The 18,977-nt window shown below is 68.7% G+C and carries 17 protein-coding genes; 8 read left to right on the top strand and 9 right to left on the bottom strand.

Translation table 11 applies throughout. From position 1 onward, the window contains the following. Positions 1-127 precede the first annotated feature (127 nt). Together FBY20_RS06085 and FBY20_RS06080 are read left to right on the top strand one after the other, a co-directional pair. Positions 128-1,471, top strand: a complete 1,344-nt coding sequence (locus FBY20_RS06085; RefSeq protein WP_142050732.1) for a cytochrome ubiquinol oxidase subunit I — start codon at positions 128-130, stop codon at positions 1,469-1,471. Then, positions 1,468-2,523, top strand: coding sequence for a cytochrome d ubiquinol oxidase subunit II (locus FBY20_RS06080; RefSeq protein WP_142050730.1), 1,056 nt, complete (start codon positions 1,468-1,470; stop codon positions 2,521-2,523). The genes FBY20_RS06085 and FBY20_RS06080 overlap by 4 nt, the downstream gene beginning before the upstream one ends. A 52-nt stretch (positions 2,524-2,575) precedes the next feature. Here the strand turns inward: FBY20_RS06080 and recQ are convergent, their stop codons facing one another. Together recQ and FBY20_RS06070 are read right to left on the bottom strand one after the other, a co-directional pair. After that, on the bottom strand, positions 2,576-4,405 hold the full coding sequence (gene recQ / locus FBY20_RS06075; RefSeq protein WP_056321158.1) for a DNA helicase RecQ: 1,830 nt from the start codon (positions 4,403-4,405) through the stop codon (positions 2,576-2,578). Between the two features lie 93 nt (positions 4,406-4,498). Next, a complete protein-coding gene (locus tag FBY20_RS06070) occupies positions 4,499-5,836 on the bottom strand; it encodes a fimbrial protein (protein WP_233461990.1) in 1,338 nt (445 codons plus the stop codon). Between the two features lie 219 nt (positions 5,837-6,055). On the opposite strand from FBY20_RS06070, the gene FBY20_RS06065 reads away from it, so the two are divergent. The 5 genes from FBY20_RS06065 to FBY20_RS06045 all read left to right on the top strand — a co-directional run bounded on the left by FBY20_RS06065 (position 6,056) and on the right by FBY20_RS06045 (position 11,602). After that, positions 6,056-6,757, top strand: a complete 702-nt coding sequence (locus tag FBY20_RS06065) for a response regulator (RefSeq protein ID WP_142050728.1) — start codon at positions 6,056-6,058, stop codon at positions 6,755-6,757. Beyond that, the gene (locus FBY20_RS06060) at positions 6,757-8,343 is read left to right on the top strand and encodes an ATP-binding protein (RefSeq protein ID WP_142050724.1); all 1,587 of its coding nucleotides are present in this window, start codon (positions 6,757-6,759) and stop codon (positions 8,341-8,343) included. Before FBY20_RS06065 ends, FBY20_RS06060 begins: the two co-directional genes overlap by 1 nt. An 85-nt stretch (positions 8,344-8,428) precedes the next feature. Then, entirely contained in the window at positions 8,429-9,502 is a 1,074-nt protein-coding gene (gene ruvB, locus FBY20_RS06055; RefSeq protein WP_142050722.1) for a Holliday junction branch migration DNA helicase RuvB, read from the top strand. A 103-nt stretch (positions 9,503-9,605) separates the two neighbouring features. After that, positions 9,606-10,571, top strand: coding sequence for a threo-3-hydroxy-L-aspartate ammonia-lyase (locus FBY20_RS06050; protein ID WP_056321169.1), 966 nt, complete (start codon positions 9,606-9,608; stop codon positions 10,569-10,571). Between the two features lie 104 nt (positions 10,572-10,675). Next, positions 10,676-11,602, top strand: coding sequence for a complex I NDUFA9 subunit family protein (locus FBY20_RS06045; RefSeq protein WP_142050719.1), 927 nt, complete (start codon positions 10,676-10,678; stop codon positions 11,600-11,602). A gap of 6 nt (positions 11,603-11,608) precedes the next feature. Here the strand turns inward: FBY20_RS06045 and ruvA are convergent, their stop codons facing one another. The 6 genes from ruvA to FBY20_RS06015 all read right to left on the bottom strand — a co-directional run bounded on the left by ruvA (position 11,609) and on the right by FBY20_RS06015 (position 17,078). After that, positions 11,609-12,181: a Holliday junction branch migration protein RuvA gene (ruvA, locus tag FBY20_RS06040; RefSeq protein ID WP_142050716.1), complete on the bottom strand. Its 573-nt coding sequence runs from the start codon at positions 12,179-12,181 to the stop codon at positions 11,609-11,611. A gap of 70 nt (positions 12,182-12,251) precedes the next feature. Next, entirely contained in the window at positions 12,252-12,800 is a 549-nt protein-coding gene (ruvC, locus tag FBY20_RS06035; protein WP_142050713.1) for a crossover junction endodeoxyribonuclease RuvC, read from the bottom strand. Next, positions 12,800-14,389, bottom strand: a complete 1,590-nt coding sequence (gene purH / locus FBY20_RS06030) for a bifunctional phosphoribosylaminoimidazolecarboxamide formyltransferase/IMP cyclohydrolase (RefSeq protein WP_056321182.1) — start codon at positions 14,387-14,389, stop codon at positions 12,800-12,802. The genes ruvC and purH overlap by 1 nt, the downstream gene beginning before the upstream one ends. Positions 14,390-14,490: 101 nt before the next feature. After that, positions 14,491-14,730: a helix-turn-helix domain-containing protein gene (locus FBY20_RS06025; protein WP_006217670.1), complete on the bottom strand. Its 240-nt coding sequence runs from the start codon at positions 14,728-14,730 to the stop codon at positions 14,491-14,493. Positions 14,731-14,766: 36 nt separating this feature from the next. Continuing rightward, positions 14,767-15,792 (bottom strand): tRNA dihydrouridine synthase DusB, encoded by a 1,026-nt coding sequence (gene dusB / locus FBY20_RS06020; RefSeq protein WP_056321185.1) that lies wholly within the window; start codon positions 15,790-15,792, stop codon positions 14,767-14,769. Positions 15,793-15,908: 116 nt separating this feature from the next. Continuing rightward, positions 15,909-17,078 (bottom strand): UbiH/UbiF/VisC/COQ6 family ubiquinone biosynthesis hydroxylase, encoded by a 1,170-nt coding sequence (locus FBY20_RS06015; RefSeq protein ID WP_062840351.1) that lies wholly within the window; start codon positions 17,076-17,078, stop codon positions 15,909-15,911. A gap of 78 nt (positions 17,079-17,156) precedes the next feature. Between FBY20_RS06015 and FBY20_RS06010 the strand changes: the two genes are divergently transcribed. Further along, a complete protein-coding gene (locus FBY20_RS06010) occupies positions 17,157-17,621 on the top strand; it encodes an NINE protein (RefSeq protein ID WP_056321190.1) in 465 nt (154 codons plus the stop codon). A 13-nt stretch (positions 17,622-17,634) separates the two neighbouring features. On the opposite strand, the gene FBY20_RS06005 is transcribed toward FBY20_RS06010, so the two are convergent. Continuing rightward, complete coding sequence (locus FBY20_RS06005; RefSeq protein ID WP_056321192.1) at positions 17,635-18,975, bottom strand: aminopeptidase P N-terminal domain-containing protein; 1,341 nt, start codon at positions 18,973-18,975, stop codon at positions 17,635-17,637. Positions 18,976-18,977: the final 2 nt, after the last annotated feature.

The raw sequence follows: 18,977 nt of genomic DNA, 5'->3' as shown, positions 1-18,977 counted from the left end.
AATAGGAAAAAGCAGCGACAAAGCGTCAATTTTGCCACGTTCCGCACCGCGCCCCTTTTCGTCACGCCTGCAACCGGTTTCAATCCGCCCCCGTAGTCGTGTAACTGGCTCTACACTACGGGCCATTATGGATATCTCGACCCTATCCCTGGCCCGGGCGCAGTTCGTGGCCAGTCTTAGCTTCCTGGCGCTGTTTCTCGCCGTCTCCCTGGCCCTGGCCTGGGTGCTGCTGTTCTTCAAGATCCGCGCGCGGTGGTCCAGCCATGGCGGCTGGACGGGGGCCTACCGCTTCTGGGTCCGCATCTTCGCCCTGTCCTTCGTGCTGACGCTGGCCGCCAGCGTGCCCGTCCTGATCCAGATCGGCAGCCTGTGGGCGGGGCTGATGGACAAGATCGGCAACGTGGCCGGTCCGCTGCTGGGCTACGGCATCCTGTCGGTCTTCATTCTCAAATCCTGTTTCCTGGGCGTCATGCTGTTCGGCCAGCGCCGCGTGTCCGATGGCGCGCACACGCTGGCCGTCCTGATGGTGGCGGTGGGGCAGGTCGTGGCCGTGTTCTGGGTGCTGGCCCTGCAATCCTGGATGCAGACGCCCGATGGCGCGCTGCTGGTCGACGGCCGCTATCAGGTCTACGACTGGATGAAAGTGGTGCTCAATCCCTCGGTCGGCTGGCGCCTGGCCGTGGTGATGGTCGGCGCGGCGCTGGCCGCCTCGTTCCTGATGATGGGCGTGACCGCGCTGCAGGCGTTGCGCCGGCCGCTGGGCGAGGGCGAGCGCAGTGCGTTCAAGACGGCGCTGGTGGTGGCCGTGGTGGCCGCCTTCCTGCAAGTGCCGGTCGCAACCGGCGCGGGCCAGATGATGGCCAAGCTGCAACCTGCCAAGGCCGCCGCTGCGGCGGGCTTCTGGCAGAGCGGCCCCGTGCCGCAGCTGGTGCTGTTCGGCTGGCCGGACGCCCGGGCGCACGTCAATGTCGGCGACCTTACCTTCAACAACGCGGGCGGCATGTGGCTGCACCGCAATGCGGACGGCACCTATCAGGGCCTGGACAAGTATTCGGGCATGCTGCCCCCGGTGGCCGTGACCTTCTGGTCGGTGCGCGTGGTCGTGGGGCTGGGCCTGCTGATGCTGGCCGTGGCCTGCGTGACCTTCCTGTGGACCTTCCGCCGCGGCCTGGACCCGTCGGCCCTGCCGCCGTGGTGGCAGCGGGTCCTGTGCGGCATGATGTTTTCCGGCGGCATCGCCGTCGTGGCGGGCTGGTGGGTGTCCATCATCGGACTGCAGCCCTTCGTCGTGAACGGCACGGTCACGCAATCCGAAGTCCTGGGCTCCATGCCGTCCAGCACCGTGCTGTATGGCCTGGCCGGTTACGGGGTCCTGTACGCGCTGCTGCTCGCCGCGTTCGCCGGCATGCTGTTCCATGCCGCGCGCTACGGCGTCGTGCCCGTGCGCAAGCTGAGCGGAGGTGCGCCATGATCGCCATGCTGGCCGCCTCCCAAGGCCTGAGCCCCGACGATCCTTCTTTCTGGATGCCGCTCGCCTTCATGGCGCTGCTGTTCGTCGTGATTGCCGCGGGCATGGTCCTGGACGGCTTCGATCTCGGCGTGGGCATCCTGCTGCAGATCGCGCCGGAGCACGAGCGCGGCCGCATGATGAGCCTGCTCAGCCCCTGGCGCGACGCCAATGAATTCTGGCTGCTGCTGGGCATGGGGTTGTTCGCGGCGGCGTTTCCGTTTGCCTGGGGCGCCGTGCTGGGCAAACTCTACGGACCGCTGACGCTCATGGTGCTGGGGGTGGTGCTGCGCAGCGTTGCGTTCGAATTCCGCATCCGCGCCCGCAACGAATTGAAGCCGCGCTGGATCTTCGCTTTCTGGGCGGGCTCGCTCATCACCGCCTTTGGCCAGGGCGTGCTGCTTGGCCGCATTGCCACGGGCTACCAGTCCGATGCGGGCTATGGCTGGTTCGCGATGTTCGTGGGCCTGTGCGCGGTGGCGGCCTACGTGCTGCTGGGCGCCGCGTGGCTGGTCATGCGCGTCGATGGCGACCTGCAGCGCCGCGCGGCCAACTGGGCGCGCCACGCGATCCGCTGGACCGCCGTGGGCATGGTGTCGATCGCGGTCACCCTGGGCCTGGCCAATGCCGGCATCTTCTACAAATGGAGCAACATCGCGCACCTGAGCCTCGCGGCGTCGGTGTGGGTGCTGATGCTGGCCGGTTTCGTGGCCGCGGAAATGCTGCTGGCTCGGCTGCCGGGCCGCGCCGACCGCTTCAGCTGGCTGCCGTTCGTGCTGACGGTCGCGCTGTTCCTGCTGATGCTGAGCGGGCTGGCCTACAGCCTGTTCCCGTACCTGATCCTGGACGACATGACGCTGTGGGACGGCGCGGGCGCGCTGGGCTCGATGCGGCTCGTGATGGCCGGCGCGGTGGTGGGGATTCCGGTGGTGCTGGTGTTCAACATCCTGGCGTACCGGTCCGTGTTCGGCAAGGAACGCCGCCGCGTGCCGCTGCTGCCGCCGCCGTCTTACTAAGGGTCTTGCGGGCCGGGCGCCATGCCGCAAAGGCGTGGCGCCCGGGCCGGCGCTACAGCACCGGCCGCGCCACCCGCTGCAGGATTTCTTCGCCGTAGGCTTCCAGCTTGCGGGCCCCCACGCCGTTGATGTGGCTCAGGTCGTCCATGGACTCGGGCTGCGCCAGCGCGATCTCGCGCAGCGTGGCGTCGTGAAAGATCACGTAGGCGGGCACGCCGTGGCTCTTGGCGACTTCGCCGCGCCACGCGCGCAGGGCTTCGAACACGGGCTGCAATTCGGCCGGCAGGTCGATCGCCGCCGCCTTGGGCCGTCCGCTGCCCGTCTTGCCGGACCGCGGTTTCTTTTCGGACTCGCGCCGCAGCATGAGCTGGCGTTCGCCCTTGAGCACCGCGCGGCTGCCTTCGGTCAGGGCCAGCGTGCCGAAGCCTTCGTTGTCCACCGTCAAGAGGCCCTGCGCCAAAAGCTGTCGCAGGACGCCGCGCCAGGCGGTGTCGGACAGGTCGGCGCCCACGCCGAATACGCTGAGCGTCTCGTGGCCATGCTGCTGGGTGCGGTCGGTGACCTTGCCGCGCAGGATGTCGATGATGTGGCCGGCGCCATAGCGCTGGCCGCGTTCCTTCCAGAGCCGGTACACCGCCGACAGCACCTTCTGCGCCGCGACGGTGCCGTCCCACGCCTGGGGCGGGTCCAGGCAGACGTCGCAGTTGCCGCACGCGGTGATCTGCTGGCCAAAGTACGCCAGCAGGCGCACGCGCCGGCATTCCACGGTTTCGCACAGGCCCAGCATGGCGTCGAGCTGCTGGCCCAGGCGCCGCCGATAGGACTCGTCGCCAGGCGATTCGTCGATCATGCGGCGCTGCTGCACCACGTCCTGCAAGCCGTAGGCCAGCCATGCGGTGGCGGGCAGGCCGTCGCGGCCGGCGCGGCCGGTTTCCTGGTAGTAGCCTTCGACCGACTTGGGCAGGTCGATGTGCGCCACGAAGCGCACGTCCGGCTTGTCGATGCCCATGCCGAACGCAATGGTGGCGACCATCACCACGCCGTCCTCGCGCAGGAAGCGCGACTGGTTGGCCGCCCGCACCTGGGCGCTCAGCCCCGCGTGGTACGGCATCGCATCGATGCCCTGGTTGCACAGGAATTCGGCCGTTTCTTCCACCCGGGCGCGCGACAGGCAGTACACCACGCCGGATTCGCCTTCGTGCTCGGTGCGGATCATGTCCAGCAGCTGCTTGCGCACCTCGTTCTTTTCGACGATGCGGTAGCGGATGTTGGGGCGGTCGAAGCTCGAGACGAAATGGCGCGCTTCGTCCAGCGACAGACGCTGGGCGATCTCGGTGCGGGTGACGGCGGTGGCGGTGGCCGTGAGCGCGATGCGCGGCACGTCAGGCCAGCGCTCGTGCAGCATGGACAGGCCCAGGTATTCGGGACGGAAATCGTGACCCCATTGGGACACGCAATGCGCTTCGTCGATGGCGAACAGCGCGATGCGGCCGCGGTCCAGCAACTGCAGGCAGCGGTCGGTCAGGAGGCGTTCGGGCGCGACATACAGCAGGTCGAGCTCGCCATCCAGGAACGCTTGCTCCACGTCGCGGGCCACGCGCCATTCCTGCGTCGAATTCAGGAACGCCGCGCGCACGCCCAGTTCCGTCAGGGCGTCGACCTGGTCCTGCATCAGCGCAATCAGGGGCGACACGACGATGCCCGTGCCTTCGCGCACCAGCGAGGGAATCTGGTAGCACAGCGACTTGCCGCCGCCGGTGGGCATGAGGACGAGGGCGTCGCCGCCGCCGATCACCTGATCGACAATGGCTTGCTGGTCGCCGCGGAAGGATTCGTAACCGAAAACGCGCTGCAACACGCCGAGGGCGCGCGCGTCAGACATGGGGGTAGGCCGGAAGCATCATGGCAGGGATTTTAAGCCCCAATTCCGGCCGGTCCCATCCCAGGGGGATTTTTTGGTCCGCGTTCCCGGCGCTTACCAGCTGAGCCAGGTGCCGCGCATGAAGGTGTCCACGGGCATGCTCAGGTTGGCGCGCCAGCCATAGTCGCCCGTCACGATGTCGCGGTCCGCGCCCACGGCCAGCTTGACCTTGGGGGCGACGAACATGCTGTGGGACAGGCCCACGCGCTGCTCGGCCAGCACCGACCCTTCACGCAGGCCGGAATACGTGCCGCTCAACGTGCCCCAGCCCGAGAGCGGCACGCCCGCAGAGACCGTATTGCGGGTCTGCGGGGCGGACGCGACGCCGTCGGAATAGGTCGACAGGTCGCCGTAGCCCGCGCCGATCTGTTCGTTGGTGTAGCCCAGCGTCACGGTGTCGGCCACATCGACGCTGTAGCCGAAGCGGTAGCGGTAGCCGCTGGCCGCATCGAACGAACTTTGCGTGGCGCCTGCCCGGAAGGTGCCGAATTCGCCGGCGTTGTACGTGGTGCCCACGCCGCGCGTGGTGAGCGACGGCGCGCTCTGCATCTGGCCTTCCACCGTCAGCACCGGCGTGAGCCCGTAGCGCACGCTGCCGCTGCCGACGGACGCGCCGTAGTCCACGGCCCCGGACTGGGCGGCAGGGTCCATGAGATTGAGCTTGCCCAGCGAGGACGAATAACCGAAGCTGCCTTCCGGCAACGTGGCGCCGCTGCCGCCCCAGTTGGCGATCTGCAGCCCGCCCACCGGTGCGCCGCTGCCCCAGGCGGGCGCATTGGGGTTGACGTTGCCCACCGTGAGGGACGGGCCCGAGGTATTGCGGTACACCCAGTTGCGGCTGCCGCCATAGCGCAGGCCGTCCTGTCCGCTCACCGACGAAAACCAGGGGCGGGAGGGGCGGGAGACGCCGGAGATCACCACGACCGGCACGCTCGGCAGGTCGCCGTCTTCAAGCGCAAAGGAATAATCCGGCGGGATGTCCGCCGCGGACGCGGGCGCCGCCAGCGGATCGCACGTCAGCGGTACCGGCGGTGCGCTGCCGGTCAGGCCCAGACCCGTGCCGGGGATGAACCCGTCGGCCGCATCCGGGCCGCCGTCGCGCACCGAGGTGTCCATGCCGGGTTCGGTCGCGTGCAGGTCGCAGGGCGTGGGGTCCAGCGGCACGGCCCGGTCGTCCAGCGACGGGGCGGGGCGCACCGGCAGGGATTGAACCGGCGAGAGCACGCCAATGCCGCGCGCCACGCGCGTGACCTCGCCCGCCGGGGGCGGCGTCAAGGTAAACGGGGACACGTCGGGCTCGTCGCCAAACGCAGGCGCCATCGGCCAGGCAAGGCCCGCCGTCAACGCCGCGTGCAACAGCCCTCTGCGCCAGATGTTAGCTGTGGCGACCATGGGGACAGTGTAGAGAGCGCGCTGCCGCGCATCTGTAAACGATCTTTAGAAAAGTCCACGAGGGGCGGCAGGCGAAGCGCCATTCTAGGGCAGTCGCGTGTCTGGGGCACGTCCGATCGCGAAAAGCCCGAAACATCCGGCCAACATCGTGCAACGGGTATATTTCAGATGATTTCCTGCCCCTTGCAGGCTAGCGCGCCGCGCCGCACTATCACGCCCATGGACAATTCCCACACCAAGCTGCTGGTCGTCGACGATGATCCGGCGCTGCGCCAGCTGCTGGCCGACTACCTGAACCGGCATGGCTACGACACGCTGCTGGCCCCGGACGCGACCGACCTCTCCTCGCGCATCACCCGTTACGCGCCCGATTTGCTGGTGCTGGACCGCATGCTGCCCGGCGGCGACGGCGCCGATGCCTGCCGCCGCCTGCGCGAGCAGGGCGAGGACATCCCCGTCATCCTGCTGACCGCGCGCGACGAAGCCGTGGATCGCATCATCGGCCTGGAGGCCGGCGCCGACGATTACGTTGGCAAGCCCTTCGACCCCCGCGAACTGCTGGCCCGCATCGAGGCCGTGCTGCGCCGCAAGCGCGGCCCGTCCGCGCTCACCAAGGACGCGCCGGTCGCTTTCGGCCCGTTTGTCTTTGACCCCTCCGCGCGTCAGCTGTCCCGCGAGGGCACCGTGGTCAAGCTGACCGGCGGCGAAATCAACCTGCTTGAAGCCCTGGTGCGCAATGCGGGCAAGCCGCTGTCGCGCGAACGCCTGCTGGCGCTGGCCCGCGACGACGACGCCGGCGAGCGCAACGACCGCGCCATCGACATCGCGATCCTGCGCTTGCGCCGCGTGATCGAGGACGATCCCAAGCAGCCGCGCTGGATCCAGACCGTCTGGGGCATCGGTTACCGGTTCTCTCCCTGATGCGCTTTTCCCCCGGCATTCTCGTGCCCCGCTCGCTGCGGGCGCGGCTGATCCTGCTGATCCTCGGATCGGTCCTGCTGACGCAGGCCGCCACGCTGGTGACGGTGTCGTACTTCCGGCACAAGTTCATGGAAGACGTGGCCATCGGCTATATCGTCACCACCATCCGCACGCTGCGCGCCGCCGTGTCCCAGGTGCCGGCCGAAGACCGCGCCGACTTCGTGCGCGCCGCATCGCAGAACCAGTGGCGGTTGTGGTCGCGCGTGCTGCCCGCCGAAGCCAAGCTGCAGCGCTTCAATGGCCGCCGTCCGCCGCCGCGTGCCGCGCCGCGCCCGCCGCCTCCCGCACCCCCGCCCGCCCAGGATTCGCAATTGCACGGTCCGCCGCCGCCGCCCCCGCCGGAGGTGCACGGCGACGAACGCGAAACCGATGCGGCGCAAGCAGACACTGGCAGCGATGCCCAGCGGGACGGCGACCGTGCCCGCGAGGAGCACGCGCGCCGCCACAAGTCCGAGCCCGAGCCCGACGATATTCGCCGCGACCTGCGCGTGCTGGTCCAGCAGCTCAACGAACGCCTGAACGACGGCACGCGCGTGGCGCTGTCGCGCGGCCCCACGCCGGAAATCTTCATTTCGCTGGCGCCCAACCCGGCCACCGAAGACGCGCCGCGGCTGCGCGAGTGGCTGGTCATTCCGCTGGACCGGCTGGATCCGCCCGTTGCCACGCCCTTCATCGCAGCCTGGCTGGGCGGGCTGGGATTGCTGCTGCTGCTGGCCGTGGGTTTTTCGTGGCACATCACGCGCCCGATCACGCGGCTGGCCGACGCCGCGGACCAGCTTGCCGCGGGCCAGCCGCAGCGTGTGGAACCCTCGGGTCCGCACGAAACCCGTGTGCTGGGCGAACGCTTCAATGCCATGCTGGACGCCTTGTCCGAGTCCGATTCCGTGCGGCGCACGCTGCTTTCCGGGCTGCCGCACGACCTGAAAGGGCCGCTGTCGCGCATGTGGTTGCGCGTCGAGATGGCCGACGATTCGACGCTGAAGGAAGGGCTGCGCACCGACCTGCGCGACATGCAGCACATGGTGGACCAGTTCATCGGTTTCGTGCGCGGCACCGATCCGGCGGCCTACCGCTATGCGCCCATCGTGCTGTCCGAATGGCTGACCGAGCGCGTGGGCGCCTGGCAGGGCGCCGGCACCGCGATCGGCCTGAACACCGATGCTCAGGCCAGCGGCGCCGTGGTGCAGGCCGACGCCGTGGCGTTGGGGCGCCTGCTGGACAACCTGATCGGCAACGCGCTGAATCACGGCGCGCCGCCGGTGGACGTCGCGCTACGGCGCGAGGAAGGCTACGCGGTCCTGGACGTGGCCGATCACGGGCCGGGCATCGTGCCGGAACGCCGCCAGGAAGCCTTACGGCCCTTCAGCCGGCTTGACGACGCGCGTACCCGGACCGGCAGCGTGGGCCTGGGCCTGGCGCTGGCCGAGGCCATTGCGCGGGCGCATGGCGGATCGCTCGAATTGCGCGAGGCTCCGTCCGGCGGGTTGTGCGTGCGCGTGCGGCTGCCGCTTTCCCAGGCCGCCTGACCGACCTGGCCCCGGGGACGGCCCCGGGGCAGCCCGCGCTACGGTACGATTCATCCTGCTTCGTCCTTTGCCCGTACCCCGCACCATGGCCATCCAGTCCGATTCGCTTTCCTCCCGTCCCGACGCCCCCCGCATCGTGACGCCGCAGCCGGTGTCGCCCAACGAGGAGTCGATCGAACGCGCGTTGCGGCCCAAGGCGCTGGAAGAATATGTCGGGCAGCAGCGCGCCCGCGAACAGCTCGAAATCTTCATCGCCGCGGCCAGAAGGCGGGGCGAGGCGCTGGACCACGTGCTGCTGTTCGGCCCCCCGGGCCTGGGCAAGACGACGCTGGCGCACATCATTGCGCACGAAATGGGCGTGCAATTGCGGCAGACGTCCGGCCCCGTTCTCGAACGCCCGGGCGACCTGGCCGCGCTGCTGACCAACCTGGAAAAGAACGACGTCCTCTTCATCGACGAGATCCACCGCCTGTCGCCCGTGGTCGAGGAAATCCTTTACCCCGCGCTCGAAGACTTCCAGATCGACATCCTGATCGGCGAGGGGCCGGCCGCGCGCAGCGTGAAGCTGGACCTGCAGCCCTTCACGCTGGTGGGCGCCACGACCCGCGCGGGCATGCTGACCAATCCGCTGCGCGACCGCTTCGGCATCGTTTCGCGGCTCGAGTTCTACAACGCCGCGGATCTGGGCCGCATCGTGACGCGCAGCGCGGGCCTGCTCAATGCCGTCATCACGCCGGACGGCGCGGCCGAGGTGGCGCGCCGCGCCCGCGGCACGCCGCGTATCGCCAACCGCCTGCTGCGCCGCGTGCGGGACTACGCCGAAGTGAAGGCGGGCGGCACCATCGACGCCGACGTGGCAGGCCGCGCGCTCGCCATGCTGGAAGTCGATCCGCAGGGCCTGGACCTGATGGACCGCAAGCTGCTCGAAGCGATTGTCCACAAGTTCGATGGCGGTCCGGTCGGCGTGGACAGCCTGGCCGCAGCCATCGGCGAAGAGCGCGACACGATCGAGGACGTCATCGAGCCGTACCTCATCCAGCACGGTTATCTGCAACGCACGCCGCGCGGCCGCACGGCCACGCTGACCACGTGGCGCCACCTGGGCCTCGCGCCGCCCGCAGGCACCACGGGCGGCAGCGGCGACCTCTTCGGCAAATAGGCTGCCCTCGCGCCGTCATGCCTTCGGGCGGCGCGCAAATCGCGCCGGCGGGTTTATGATCCGAGGGTTTCGTTTCCCCCTCGCGATCTAAGGACCTTATTCCATGCAGCCCGAATTGCCCTCCTATGATGATGTCGCGCGCGCCAGCGAGCGCCTGGCCGGCAACGCACACCGCACGCCCGTCCTGACCTCGGCCACCGCCGATGCTATCGCCGGCGCGTCGCTGTTCTTCAAGTGCGAGAACTTCCAGCGCATGGGCGCCTTCAAGTTCCGGGGCGGCTACAACGCGATCGCGCGCCTCACGCCCGAGCAACGGGCCGCGGGCGTCGTGACATTCTCGTCGGGCAATCACGCGCAGGCCATCGCGCTGGCCTCCCGGCTGCAAGGGGTCCAGGCCACCATCATCATGCCGCTGGACGCGCCCGCGGCCAAACGCGCGGCCACCGAAGGCTACGGCGGCAAGATCGTCACGTACGACCGCTACACCGAAGACCGCGAGACCATCGCCCGCCGCATCCAGGCCGAAACCGGCGCCACGCTGATCCCGCCGTACGACCACGAAGACGTGATCGCGGGGCAGGGCACGGCCGCCAAGGAATTGTTCGAGGAAGTCGGCGAGCTCGATTATCTTTTCGTGTGCCTGGGCGGCGGCGGCCTGCTGTCGGGCTCGGCCCTGTCCGCCTTCGCGCTCAGCCCGCGCTGCCTGGTCTACGGCGTGGAGCCCGAAGCCGGCAATGACGGGCAGCAGTCCTTGCGCAAGGGTGAGATCGTCCGGATCCCCGCGCCCAAGACCTTGGCGGACGGCGCCGCCACCACGCATCTGGGCAATCTCACCTTCCCCCTCATCCAGAAGTACGTGCGCGACATCGTCACGGTGACGGATGAACAGCTCGTGACGACCATGAAGTTCTTTGCCGAACGCATGAAGATGGTCGTGGAACCCACGGGCTGCCTGGCGGCGGCGGCCGTCATGCAGAACGTGGTGCCGGTGCGCGGGGCCCGGGTTGGCGTCATCATCAGCGGCGGCAACGTCGATCTTCCGGCCTACGCAAAGCTGCTGGCAGGCTGACGCGCATCAAGCGGCGCGCGCGGCGCCTCGCTCGCGCGCGCTTGCGCATGCCGACCTTGCAGGGCAGAATCGAACCTCGATCCTGACGAACCGGAGGCTACGCCATGCGTATCCTTGTCATTGGCGGCACGGGCTTCATCGGCCGCCACTTGGTAGCACGGCTTTGCGCGGACCCGCATCAGATCGTCGTGCCCACGCGGCTTCTTGCCCGCGGACGCGACCTGCAATTACTTCCCACCGTCACGCTGCTTCAGGCTGACATCCACGACGATGCCGCGCTCGATGGCATGGTGCAAGGGTGCGATGCCGTCGTGAACCTGGTGGGCATCCTCCACGGCAACGTGGGCCGGCCGTATGGGTCCGATTTCGCGCGCGCCCACGTGCATCTGCCGCAGCGCATTGCGCAGGCTTGTGTGCGCCATGGCGTGCGGCGTTTGCTTCACGTCAGCGCGCTGGGCGCCGACTCCAGCGGCGACAGCATGTACCAGCGTTCCAAGGGCGACGGCGAGGCCGCCATCAAAGCGGCCTACCAAGGCCGGCCCGACATTGGCTGGACCATCTTCCGCCCGTCGGTGCTTTTCGGACCTGACGACAACTTCACCAATATGTTCGCGTCGCTGGCGCGTTGGCTGCCGGTGCTGCCGCTGGCGGGCGCCAATGCGCGCATGCAGCCCATCTATGTGGGCGATGTGGTGACCGCCATGGTCAACGCGCTGGCCGACACCCACACCTGCGGCAAGACCTACGAACTGGGCGGGCCGCAGGTCTACACGCTGGGCGAGATCGCGCGGCTGTGCGCCGCCTGGAGCGGGCATCCGCGCCCCGTCATCAGCATGCCGATGGGAGTGGGGCGCATGCAAGCCCGGCTGTTCGAATGCATGCCGGGCACGCCATTGATGTCGCGCGACAACCTGGACTCCCTGCGCCGCGACAACGTCTGCGGCGGGCCCATCGCCCCCGAGTTGCACGTGGTGCCCACGGGCCTGGAGGCCGTGGCGCCGCGCTACCTGCAGCACGGCAAGGCGGCTTAGCGCCAGTTAGCGCACCAGCGCCTTGAGCGCCTGTTTGATGCCGTCGGACACGCCTACGCCTTCGGGCAGCGTCTTCAGCGCCGACAGCGATTCCTTCTCGGAGTAACCCAGCGCCAGCAGGGCATTCAGGATGTCGGACTGGTTGTCGTGCGTGACGTGCGCCGCTGCGCCGATGTCCGCGCCCAGCTTGCCGCGCATCTCCAGCAGCAGCCGTTCCGCGGTTTTCTTGCCGATGCCGGGCACGCGGGTCAGGCGGCCGGACTCCTGCAGCGTGATGGCTTGCGCCAGGTCCGCGACCGACAGGCCGGACAGCACGGACAGCGCCGTGCGCGCGCCGATGCCGCTGACCTTGATGAGCTCACGGAACGCGCTGCGCTCGCTCGCCGAGGCAAATCCATACAGGATATGCGCGTCTTCACGCACGGTCAGGTGCGTGTAGAGCGTGACGCGCGCGCCCGTCTCGGGCAGCGAATACAGCGTGCTCATGGGCACGTCGATGTCATACCCGATTCCGCCCACATCCACGCAGATCGTGGGGGGCAGTTTTTCGATCAGGGTTCCGGTGATTCTTCCGATCATGGTGAGAGGCCTGCAATGGTGGCGGCCGCGGAACGCGCGGCGAATGCGGGGATTCTATACGGGAGGGCGCTCAGCCGATCAGCCGGCCATTGCGGATGCGGGTCTTGCCGCCCATCCGCAGCGCGCTGCCCAGGCGTTCCAGCTTGTCCTGCAGCGGTCCCACGTGCGCGTGGCAGATCGCGCAGGCCAGCGCGTCGGCCGAGTCGGGGGCCGGCACGCCATCCAGCGCCAGCAGGTGCTGCACCATCATCTGCACCTGCTCTTTCGCGGCGCGGCCGGTGCCGACCACGGCCTTCTTGATCTGCAGCGCGGTGTACTCGTGCACGTCCAGCGAACTGTCGGCCAGCGCGCAAAGCGCCGCGCCGCGGGCCTGGCCCAGCAGCAGGGTGGATGCGGGATTGGTGTTCAGAAAGACGATTTCCAGCGCGGCCACGTCCGGTTGCGTGTCGCGGGCCACCTGACGCAGGTTGTCCAGGATGACCTTCAGGCGTTCGGACAGCGTCAGCGCCGGCGGGACCACGATGGTCCCGCTGGCCACGTAACGCAGCCGCGAGCCTTCGGCATCGATCACACCGAAGCCGGTGCGGCGCAGGCCGGGATCGATGCCGAGGACGCGCATCAGTGGCGGAAGTGGCGGGTGCCGGTCAGCACCATGGCGATGCCGTGTTCGTCGGCGGCGGCGATGACTTCGTCGTCGCGCACGCTGCCGCCGGGCTGGATCACGCAGGTTGCGCCCGCCGCCACCACTACGTCCAGGCCGTCACGGAACGGGAAGAACGCGTCGGATGCCACGGCCGAGCCCTTCAGGGTCAGGCCGGCGTTTTCCGCCTTGATGGACGCGATGCGCGCCGAGTCGATGCGGCTCATCTGGCCCGCACCCACGCCCAGGGTCATGCCGCCGCCCACGAACACGATGGCGTTGGACTTGACGTACTTGGCGACCTTCCAGGCGAACGACAGGTCGTTCATTTCCTGCTCAGTGGGTTGGCGCTTGGTGACGACCTTGAGGGCGTCGCGCGGCACGTTGTAGGCGTCCGGCGTCTGCACCAGCCAGCCGCCGCCCACGCGCTTGATGTCGAAGGCGTTCTGGCCGGTGCCCATCGGCACTTCCAGCACGCGCACGTTCTTCTTGGCGGCCAGGATGGCCAGCGCGGCGCCGTCGTAGGCGGGGGCGAGCAGCACTTCCAGGAACTGCGCGCTCACGGCCTCGGCCGTCGCGGCGTCGACCGGACGGTTGAAGGCGATGATGCCGCCGAAGGCCGACGTCGGGTCGGTCTTGAAGGCTTGCTGGTACGCGCCCAGCGTGTCGGCTGCAACGGCCACGCCGCAGGGGTTGGCATGCTTGACGATGACGCAGGCGGGCGCTTCGAAGCTGCGCGCGCATTCCCACGCCGCGTCGGCGTCGGCGATGTTGTTGTAGGACAGTTCCTTGCCCTGCAGCTGGCGGTAGTTGCCCAGCAGGCCGGCCGGACGCTGGGCGTCCACGTAGAAGGCGGCGCTCTGGTGGGGGTTCTCGCCGTAGCGCAGCGCCTGCTCCTGCTTGACCTGAAGGGTCAGCGTGCCGGGCCATTCGTTACGGGCGGGCACGGCGTCCTGCTCGGGCTCGGCCGCGGTCAGGCTGGTCAGGTAGGCGGCGATGGCGCCGTCGTAGGCGGCCGTGTGGGCGTAGACCTTCGCGGCCAGGGCGAGGCGCAGGCCGTAGGAGGTGGCGCCGCCCTTGTCCATTTCGGCCAGGACGCGCGAATAGTCGACCGGGTCGATCACGACCGTGACGCCGCCGGCTTCGGTGCCGTGGTTCTTGGCGGCGGCGCGCAGCATGGCGGGCCCGCCAATGTCGATGTTCTCGACGGCGTCGGCAAACGTGCAATCGGGCTTGGCCACGGTTTCACGGAACGGATACAGGTTGACCACCAGCATGTCGATGCGATCGATGCCAGCCGCCTTGATGGTGTCCATGTGCTCGGCGCTGTCGCGGCGGGCCAGCAGGCCGCCGTGGATCTTGGGGTGCAGCGTCTTCACGCGGCCGTCCAGGATCTCGGGCGAACCGGTGTGAGCGGCCACTTCGGTGACGGTCAGGCCGGATTCGGCGAGCAGCTTGGCGGTGCCGCCGGTCGAGAGCAGGCGCACGCCGCGCGCGGCCAGGGCGCGGGCAAATTCAACGATGCCGGTCTTGTCGGACACCGAAAGCAGGGCGGTTTCGATTTTCATGATGGGACGGAGTGGGGCGGGAGCGCCTTTCTCGTTCTGGTCGGATGGGAAATCTGGAAGCGGCGGCGGCGCGACGCGTGCGCCGCCCGCGCGAGGGAAATCTATACCTGGATATTGTGCGCCAGCAACTTCTTGCGCAGGGTGTTGCGGGTGATGCCCAGCATCTCGGAAGCCCGGGACTGGTTGCCGCCCGACCGCTCCAACGCTACTTCAAGCACCGGGCGCTCCACGCAGCGCATGACCATGTCCCACATATCGTGGGGCTCGGACTCGCCCAAGTCTTCGAAATAGCGCTCCAGGCTGGCGCGCACGCATTCTTCCAGGACATCTTTCTTGCTCATTTGAGTACAGATATTTTTATGTTGGTGTTGAGGCGGTCATGCCGCCAGCAGGGCTTCTGCGGCCGGCGCCGGGGTACAGCTGCCGTCGCTTGAGAGGGTGTCGAACCAGTCCGCCACCGCCCGCCATTGGTCGCGGGTGTTGTCGATCAGGTTCATGCGGGCGCAAAACGAATCCGCGCCCGGCAGGCCGTCCACATACCAGCCTATGTGCTTGCGCGCGGTACGTACGCCGGTGTGCTCGCCATAGAAACGGTAGTGGTCGTCGAGATGTTCGAGCAGCAGCTCGCGCATTTCCCCGTAAGAGGGAGGGGCCAGTGTTTCGCCCGTGCGCAGGTAGTGGTCGATTTCGCGGAAGATCCACGGGCGGCCCTGGGCCGCCCGGCCAATCATGACCGCATCGGCGCCAGTGTAATCCAGGACGTGCCTGGCTTTGGCGGGCGAGTCGATATCTCCGTTCGCAATCACGGGGATGCCGATTTCAGCCTTGACGGCGCGGATGGTGTCATATTCCGCCTCGCCCGTATAGAGGTCGGCCCGCGTGCGCCCGTGCAGGGTGAGGGCGGCGATGCCCGCGTTTTCGGCCAGCTTGGCCACGCGCAGCGCATTGCGGCTGCTGCGGTCCCAGCCGGTCCGGGTCTTCAGGGTGACGGGCACGCCAAGCGGCGCGCAGGCGGCCACCACGGCGTCCAGGATGCGGACGATCAGGTCTTCGTGGCGCAACAGCGCCGACCCGGACGCCACGTTGCACACTTTCTTGACCGGACAGCCCATGTTGATGTCGATGATCCGGGCGCCCTTGTTGGCGTTGAACGCCGCGGCCTCGGCCATCATGGCCGGATCCGCCCCCGCTATTTGCACGGAAATCGGGGCGATCTCGCCGTCGTGGTTCAGGCGGCGCGATGTCTTGACGCTATCCCACAGTTTGGGGTTGCTGGCGGCCATCTCGGACACCGCGTAACCCGCCCCCAGCTTCTTGCAAAGCTGGCGGAAAGGACGGTCCGTCACGCCCGCCATGGGCGCGACAAGAACGTTGTTGGGAAGGGTCCACTGGCCTATGCGCATGCTCACATTTTAACCGGCTCGATCGAACCCTCATTTTTGGAGGGGCGATGGCCTGGTAACAGATGGGGGGAACGAGGGGAAGCCGGCCCCTGAACGGGGCCGGATCCGACGGGGATTTACGCGCGGAATCCTTGGAGCAGGTGCTGGGCGAGCGGGGCGCGCAACGGGGAGGCCAGATCCATCCCCAGCAGGGCGGCGCCGCAGGCGTGCTCCACGGGCGCCAGCCCCGTGGCGAAGATGCGCGGCATGAAATCGGTAAGTCCGGCCGTGATGAAGCGATCCAGATGGCGCGCGCTGGCGAACTCGGCCAGGGCCGGTCCGGGATTGGCGCCGGGACGGGCCAGCCAGCCGGTCAGCGTCTGGGCAAGGCGCGCCGCATCGCGCAAGCCGAGGTTCAATCCCTGGCCCGCCACCGGGTGCAAGGTCTGTGCGGCGTTGCCGATGGCCGCGACCCGGCCGTGCACCTGGGCGCGCCGGGCGGACAGCGCCAGCGGAAAGACATGGCGCGGCGCATGGCTGGTCAGGCGGCCCAGGCGGTCGCCAAAAGCCTGCGTCAGCGCATGCGAGAAAGCGACGTTGTCCAGGGCCGCGAGTTCGGCCGCGCGGTCCGGCGCGCTGCACCAGACGACGGAGTAGGCATCCGGGGTCTGCGGGTGCGGCAGCAGCGCCAGCGGACCTTCGGAGGTGAAGCGCTCCCAGGCCCAGCCGCGCCGCGGCAGGGTGGCGTGGGCGGTGGTCAGCACGGCGTGCTGGTCGTAATCGCGCCGCACATCCGTGGCGCCGGCGCCGTCGGACTGCACGGCGACGCCGCAGAGGATTTCCGTGTCGCCCTGCTGGATGCGCACGCCGTCGGCGTCCTGCATGCCGATCTGCGCCGGGGGGCCGGCCAGCACGGAGACGCCGCAAGCGGCCACGCATTCGTCCAGCTTGGCGTACAGGCCGGAATAGGCCACCACGCTGCCCAGCTGGGGCACGCCAAAATCGGTGTTCTGGATGAGCGTTCGGCCCAGCCGGCCGCGCTGCGACACGTGGATGTTGCGAATGTCGGCCGAGCGTTCGGGCCAGGCATGCAGCGACTCCAGCAGCACCCGGCTGCCGTGGTTCATGGCCAGCACGCGCGGATCGGCGGCGGGCACGGCCGCGGCCGGGGTGACGGGTGCCGGTGCGCTGCCCGCGAGCAGGGCGATGCGCGCCGGGTCCGGCGCCACGCGCGCCAGCATCAGGGCCAATACGCGGCCCACGGGGCCGGCGCCAAGAATCGCAATGTCGAAGGCGGAGGAAGTCATGCCCGGATTTTAACCGTCCACTACAATCGCGGCAGCCGCCGCCGCTTGGCGCCTACGCCCCTTTTCCGGTTGATTGACATGACGCAGGCTCAGGCTTCCTCTTCGCTTTCCGCCGTCTCCGCGCGCCGCCCCCGCAGCAAGGTCGCGGTGGGACTTCTGGCCTGCCTGTTCGGCGCGTTTGGCGCGCACTGGTGGTATCTGGGCCGGCGCCACGCCTGGCTGGTGACCATGTTCGCCGCCGTGTGCCTGTTCTGCGCCGTGCGCTTTTACCCGGTCTGGTACGACAACCCCGCGTTCTTCCTGCTGTTCATTCCCATGATCGACGGGTTCATCGAAAGCGCGGTCTATTCCCTGATGCCGGACGAGAAGTTCGACAGGATCTGCAATCCGGGCCTGGGCAAGGTGTCTTCGACAGGCTGGGGGCCGGTGCTGGTCGCCATTCTGGCGTGCCTGGTCGGCGCCATCGCCACCATGTTCGCCATCGCGATGGTGGTGGTCTATGTCTGGGTGGCCATGGGCTGGCTGGACGGCTACGTGCTGTAGGCCGCCGGCCGCGTCATTCGCGCATCAGCGCCTCGATCTCGCTGGCCTGCACCGGCACGCCGCGGGTGATCAGTTCACATCCTTCGTCCGTGACCAGCGCATCGTCTTCCGTGCGGATGCCGATGTTCCAATAGGCCTCTGGCACGTCGTCGGCGGGGCGCACGTAGATGCCCGGCTCGATGGTCAGCATCATCCCGGTTTGCAGCGTGCGCCACGGCCGATCGGTGCCGGGCGCGCCGGGCTGGCGGTAGTCGCCGACGTCATGCACGTCCAGGCCCAGCCAGTGGCCGGTGCGGTGCATGTAGAAGCGGCTGTAGTCGCCCGATTCCAGCACGCCGTCCAGCGATCCCTTCAGCAGTTTCAGATCCAGCATGCCCTGCGCCAGGACGCGCAGGGCGGCCTCGTGCGCATCGTTGAAGCTGCGGCCGGGCGCGGTGGCCTGGGCGGCAGCGTCCTGCGCCGCGACGGTCAGGTCATAAAGCGCGCGCTGCGGGCCGCTGTAGCGGCCGTTCGCCGGAAAGGTGCGCGTGATGTCGCTGGCGTAGCTGTCCACTTCGCAGCCCGCATCGACCAGCACCAGATCGCCGTCGCGCAGCACGGCCTCGCCCGCCGGGTAGTGCAGGACACAGGCGTTGGCCCCGGCTGCGACGATGCTGTTGTACGCCACGGACTGGGCGCCGTGGCGGCGGAATTCATAAAGCAGCTCGGCCTCGATCTCGTACTCGCGCATGCCGGGCCGCGCCACGCGCATGGCGCGCGCGTGGGCGCCGGCCGAAATCTTGGCCGCGCGCCGCATGGCGGCGATTTCCGAGGCGTCCTTGATGAGCCGCATGTCGGCCAGCAGCGGCCGCACGTCCTGCTGCCGGCTGGGCGGCAGGCGCCCGCCCCGGCTTTTCTCGCGCGCCGCCGCCAGCCAGCGGTGCAAGCGCCCGTCCGTGCGCTTGTCCCCGGCCAACGGGGCGTACAGGGTCGGATGGTCCAGCATCAGCGCGGGCACCAGTTCGTCCAGCGCGTCGATGGGATGGGCGTCGTCGAAACCGAAGTGGGCGGCCGCGGCCTCGGGGCCAAAGCGCTTGCCCTCCCACAATTCATGCTCCACGTGACGCGGCCGGCAGAACAGCACGGCGCGGTCTGTCGCGCCCGCCACCAGCACCACCCAGGCGTCGGGTTCGGTAAATCCCGTCAGGTAGAAGAAATCGCTGTCGTGCCGGTAAGGAAATTCCGCGTCGCGGTTGCGGATGGCTTCCGTCGCGGTTGCCAGGATGGCGATGCCGCCGCCTTCCGCGCGCATGCGATCCATCAGGCGCTGGCGCCGCGCGGCGAAAGGGGCGAGGTCGTCGGGAGGCAGGCTCATGT

The sequence above is a fragment of the Achromobacter sp. SLBN-14 genome (assembly GCF_006715415.1).
Lineage (GTDB): Bacteria > Pseudomonadota > Gammaproteobacteria > Burkholderiales > Burkholderiaceae_B > Achromobacter > Achromobacter mucicolens.
The sequence above is the reverse complement of the archived record's forward strand: the minus strand, read 5'-3'. Positions and strand labels throughout refer to the sequence as shown.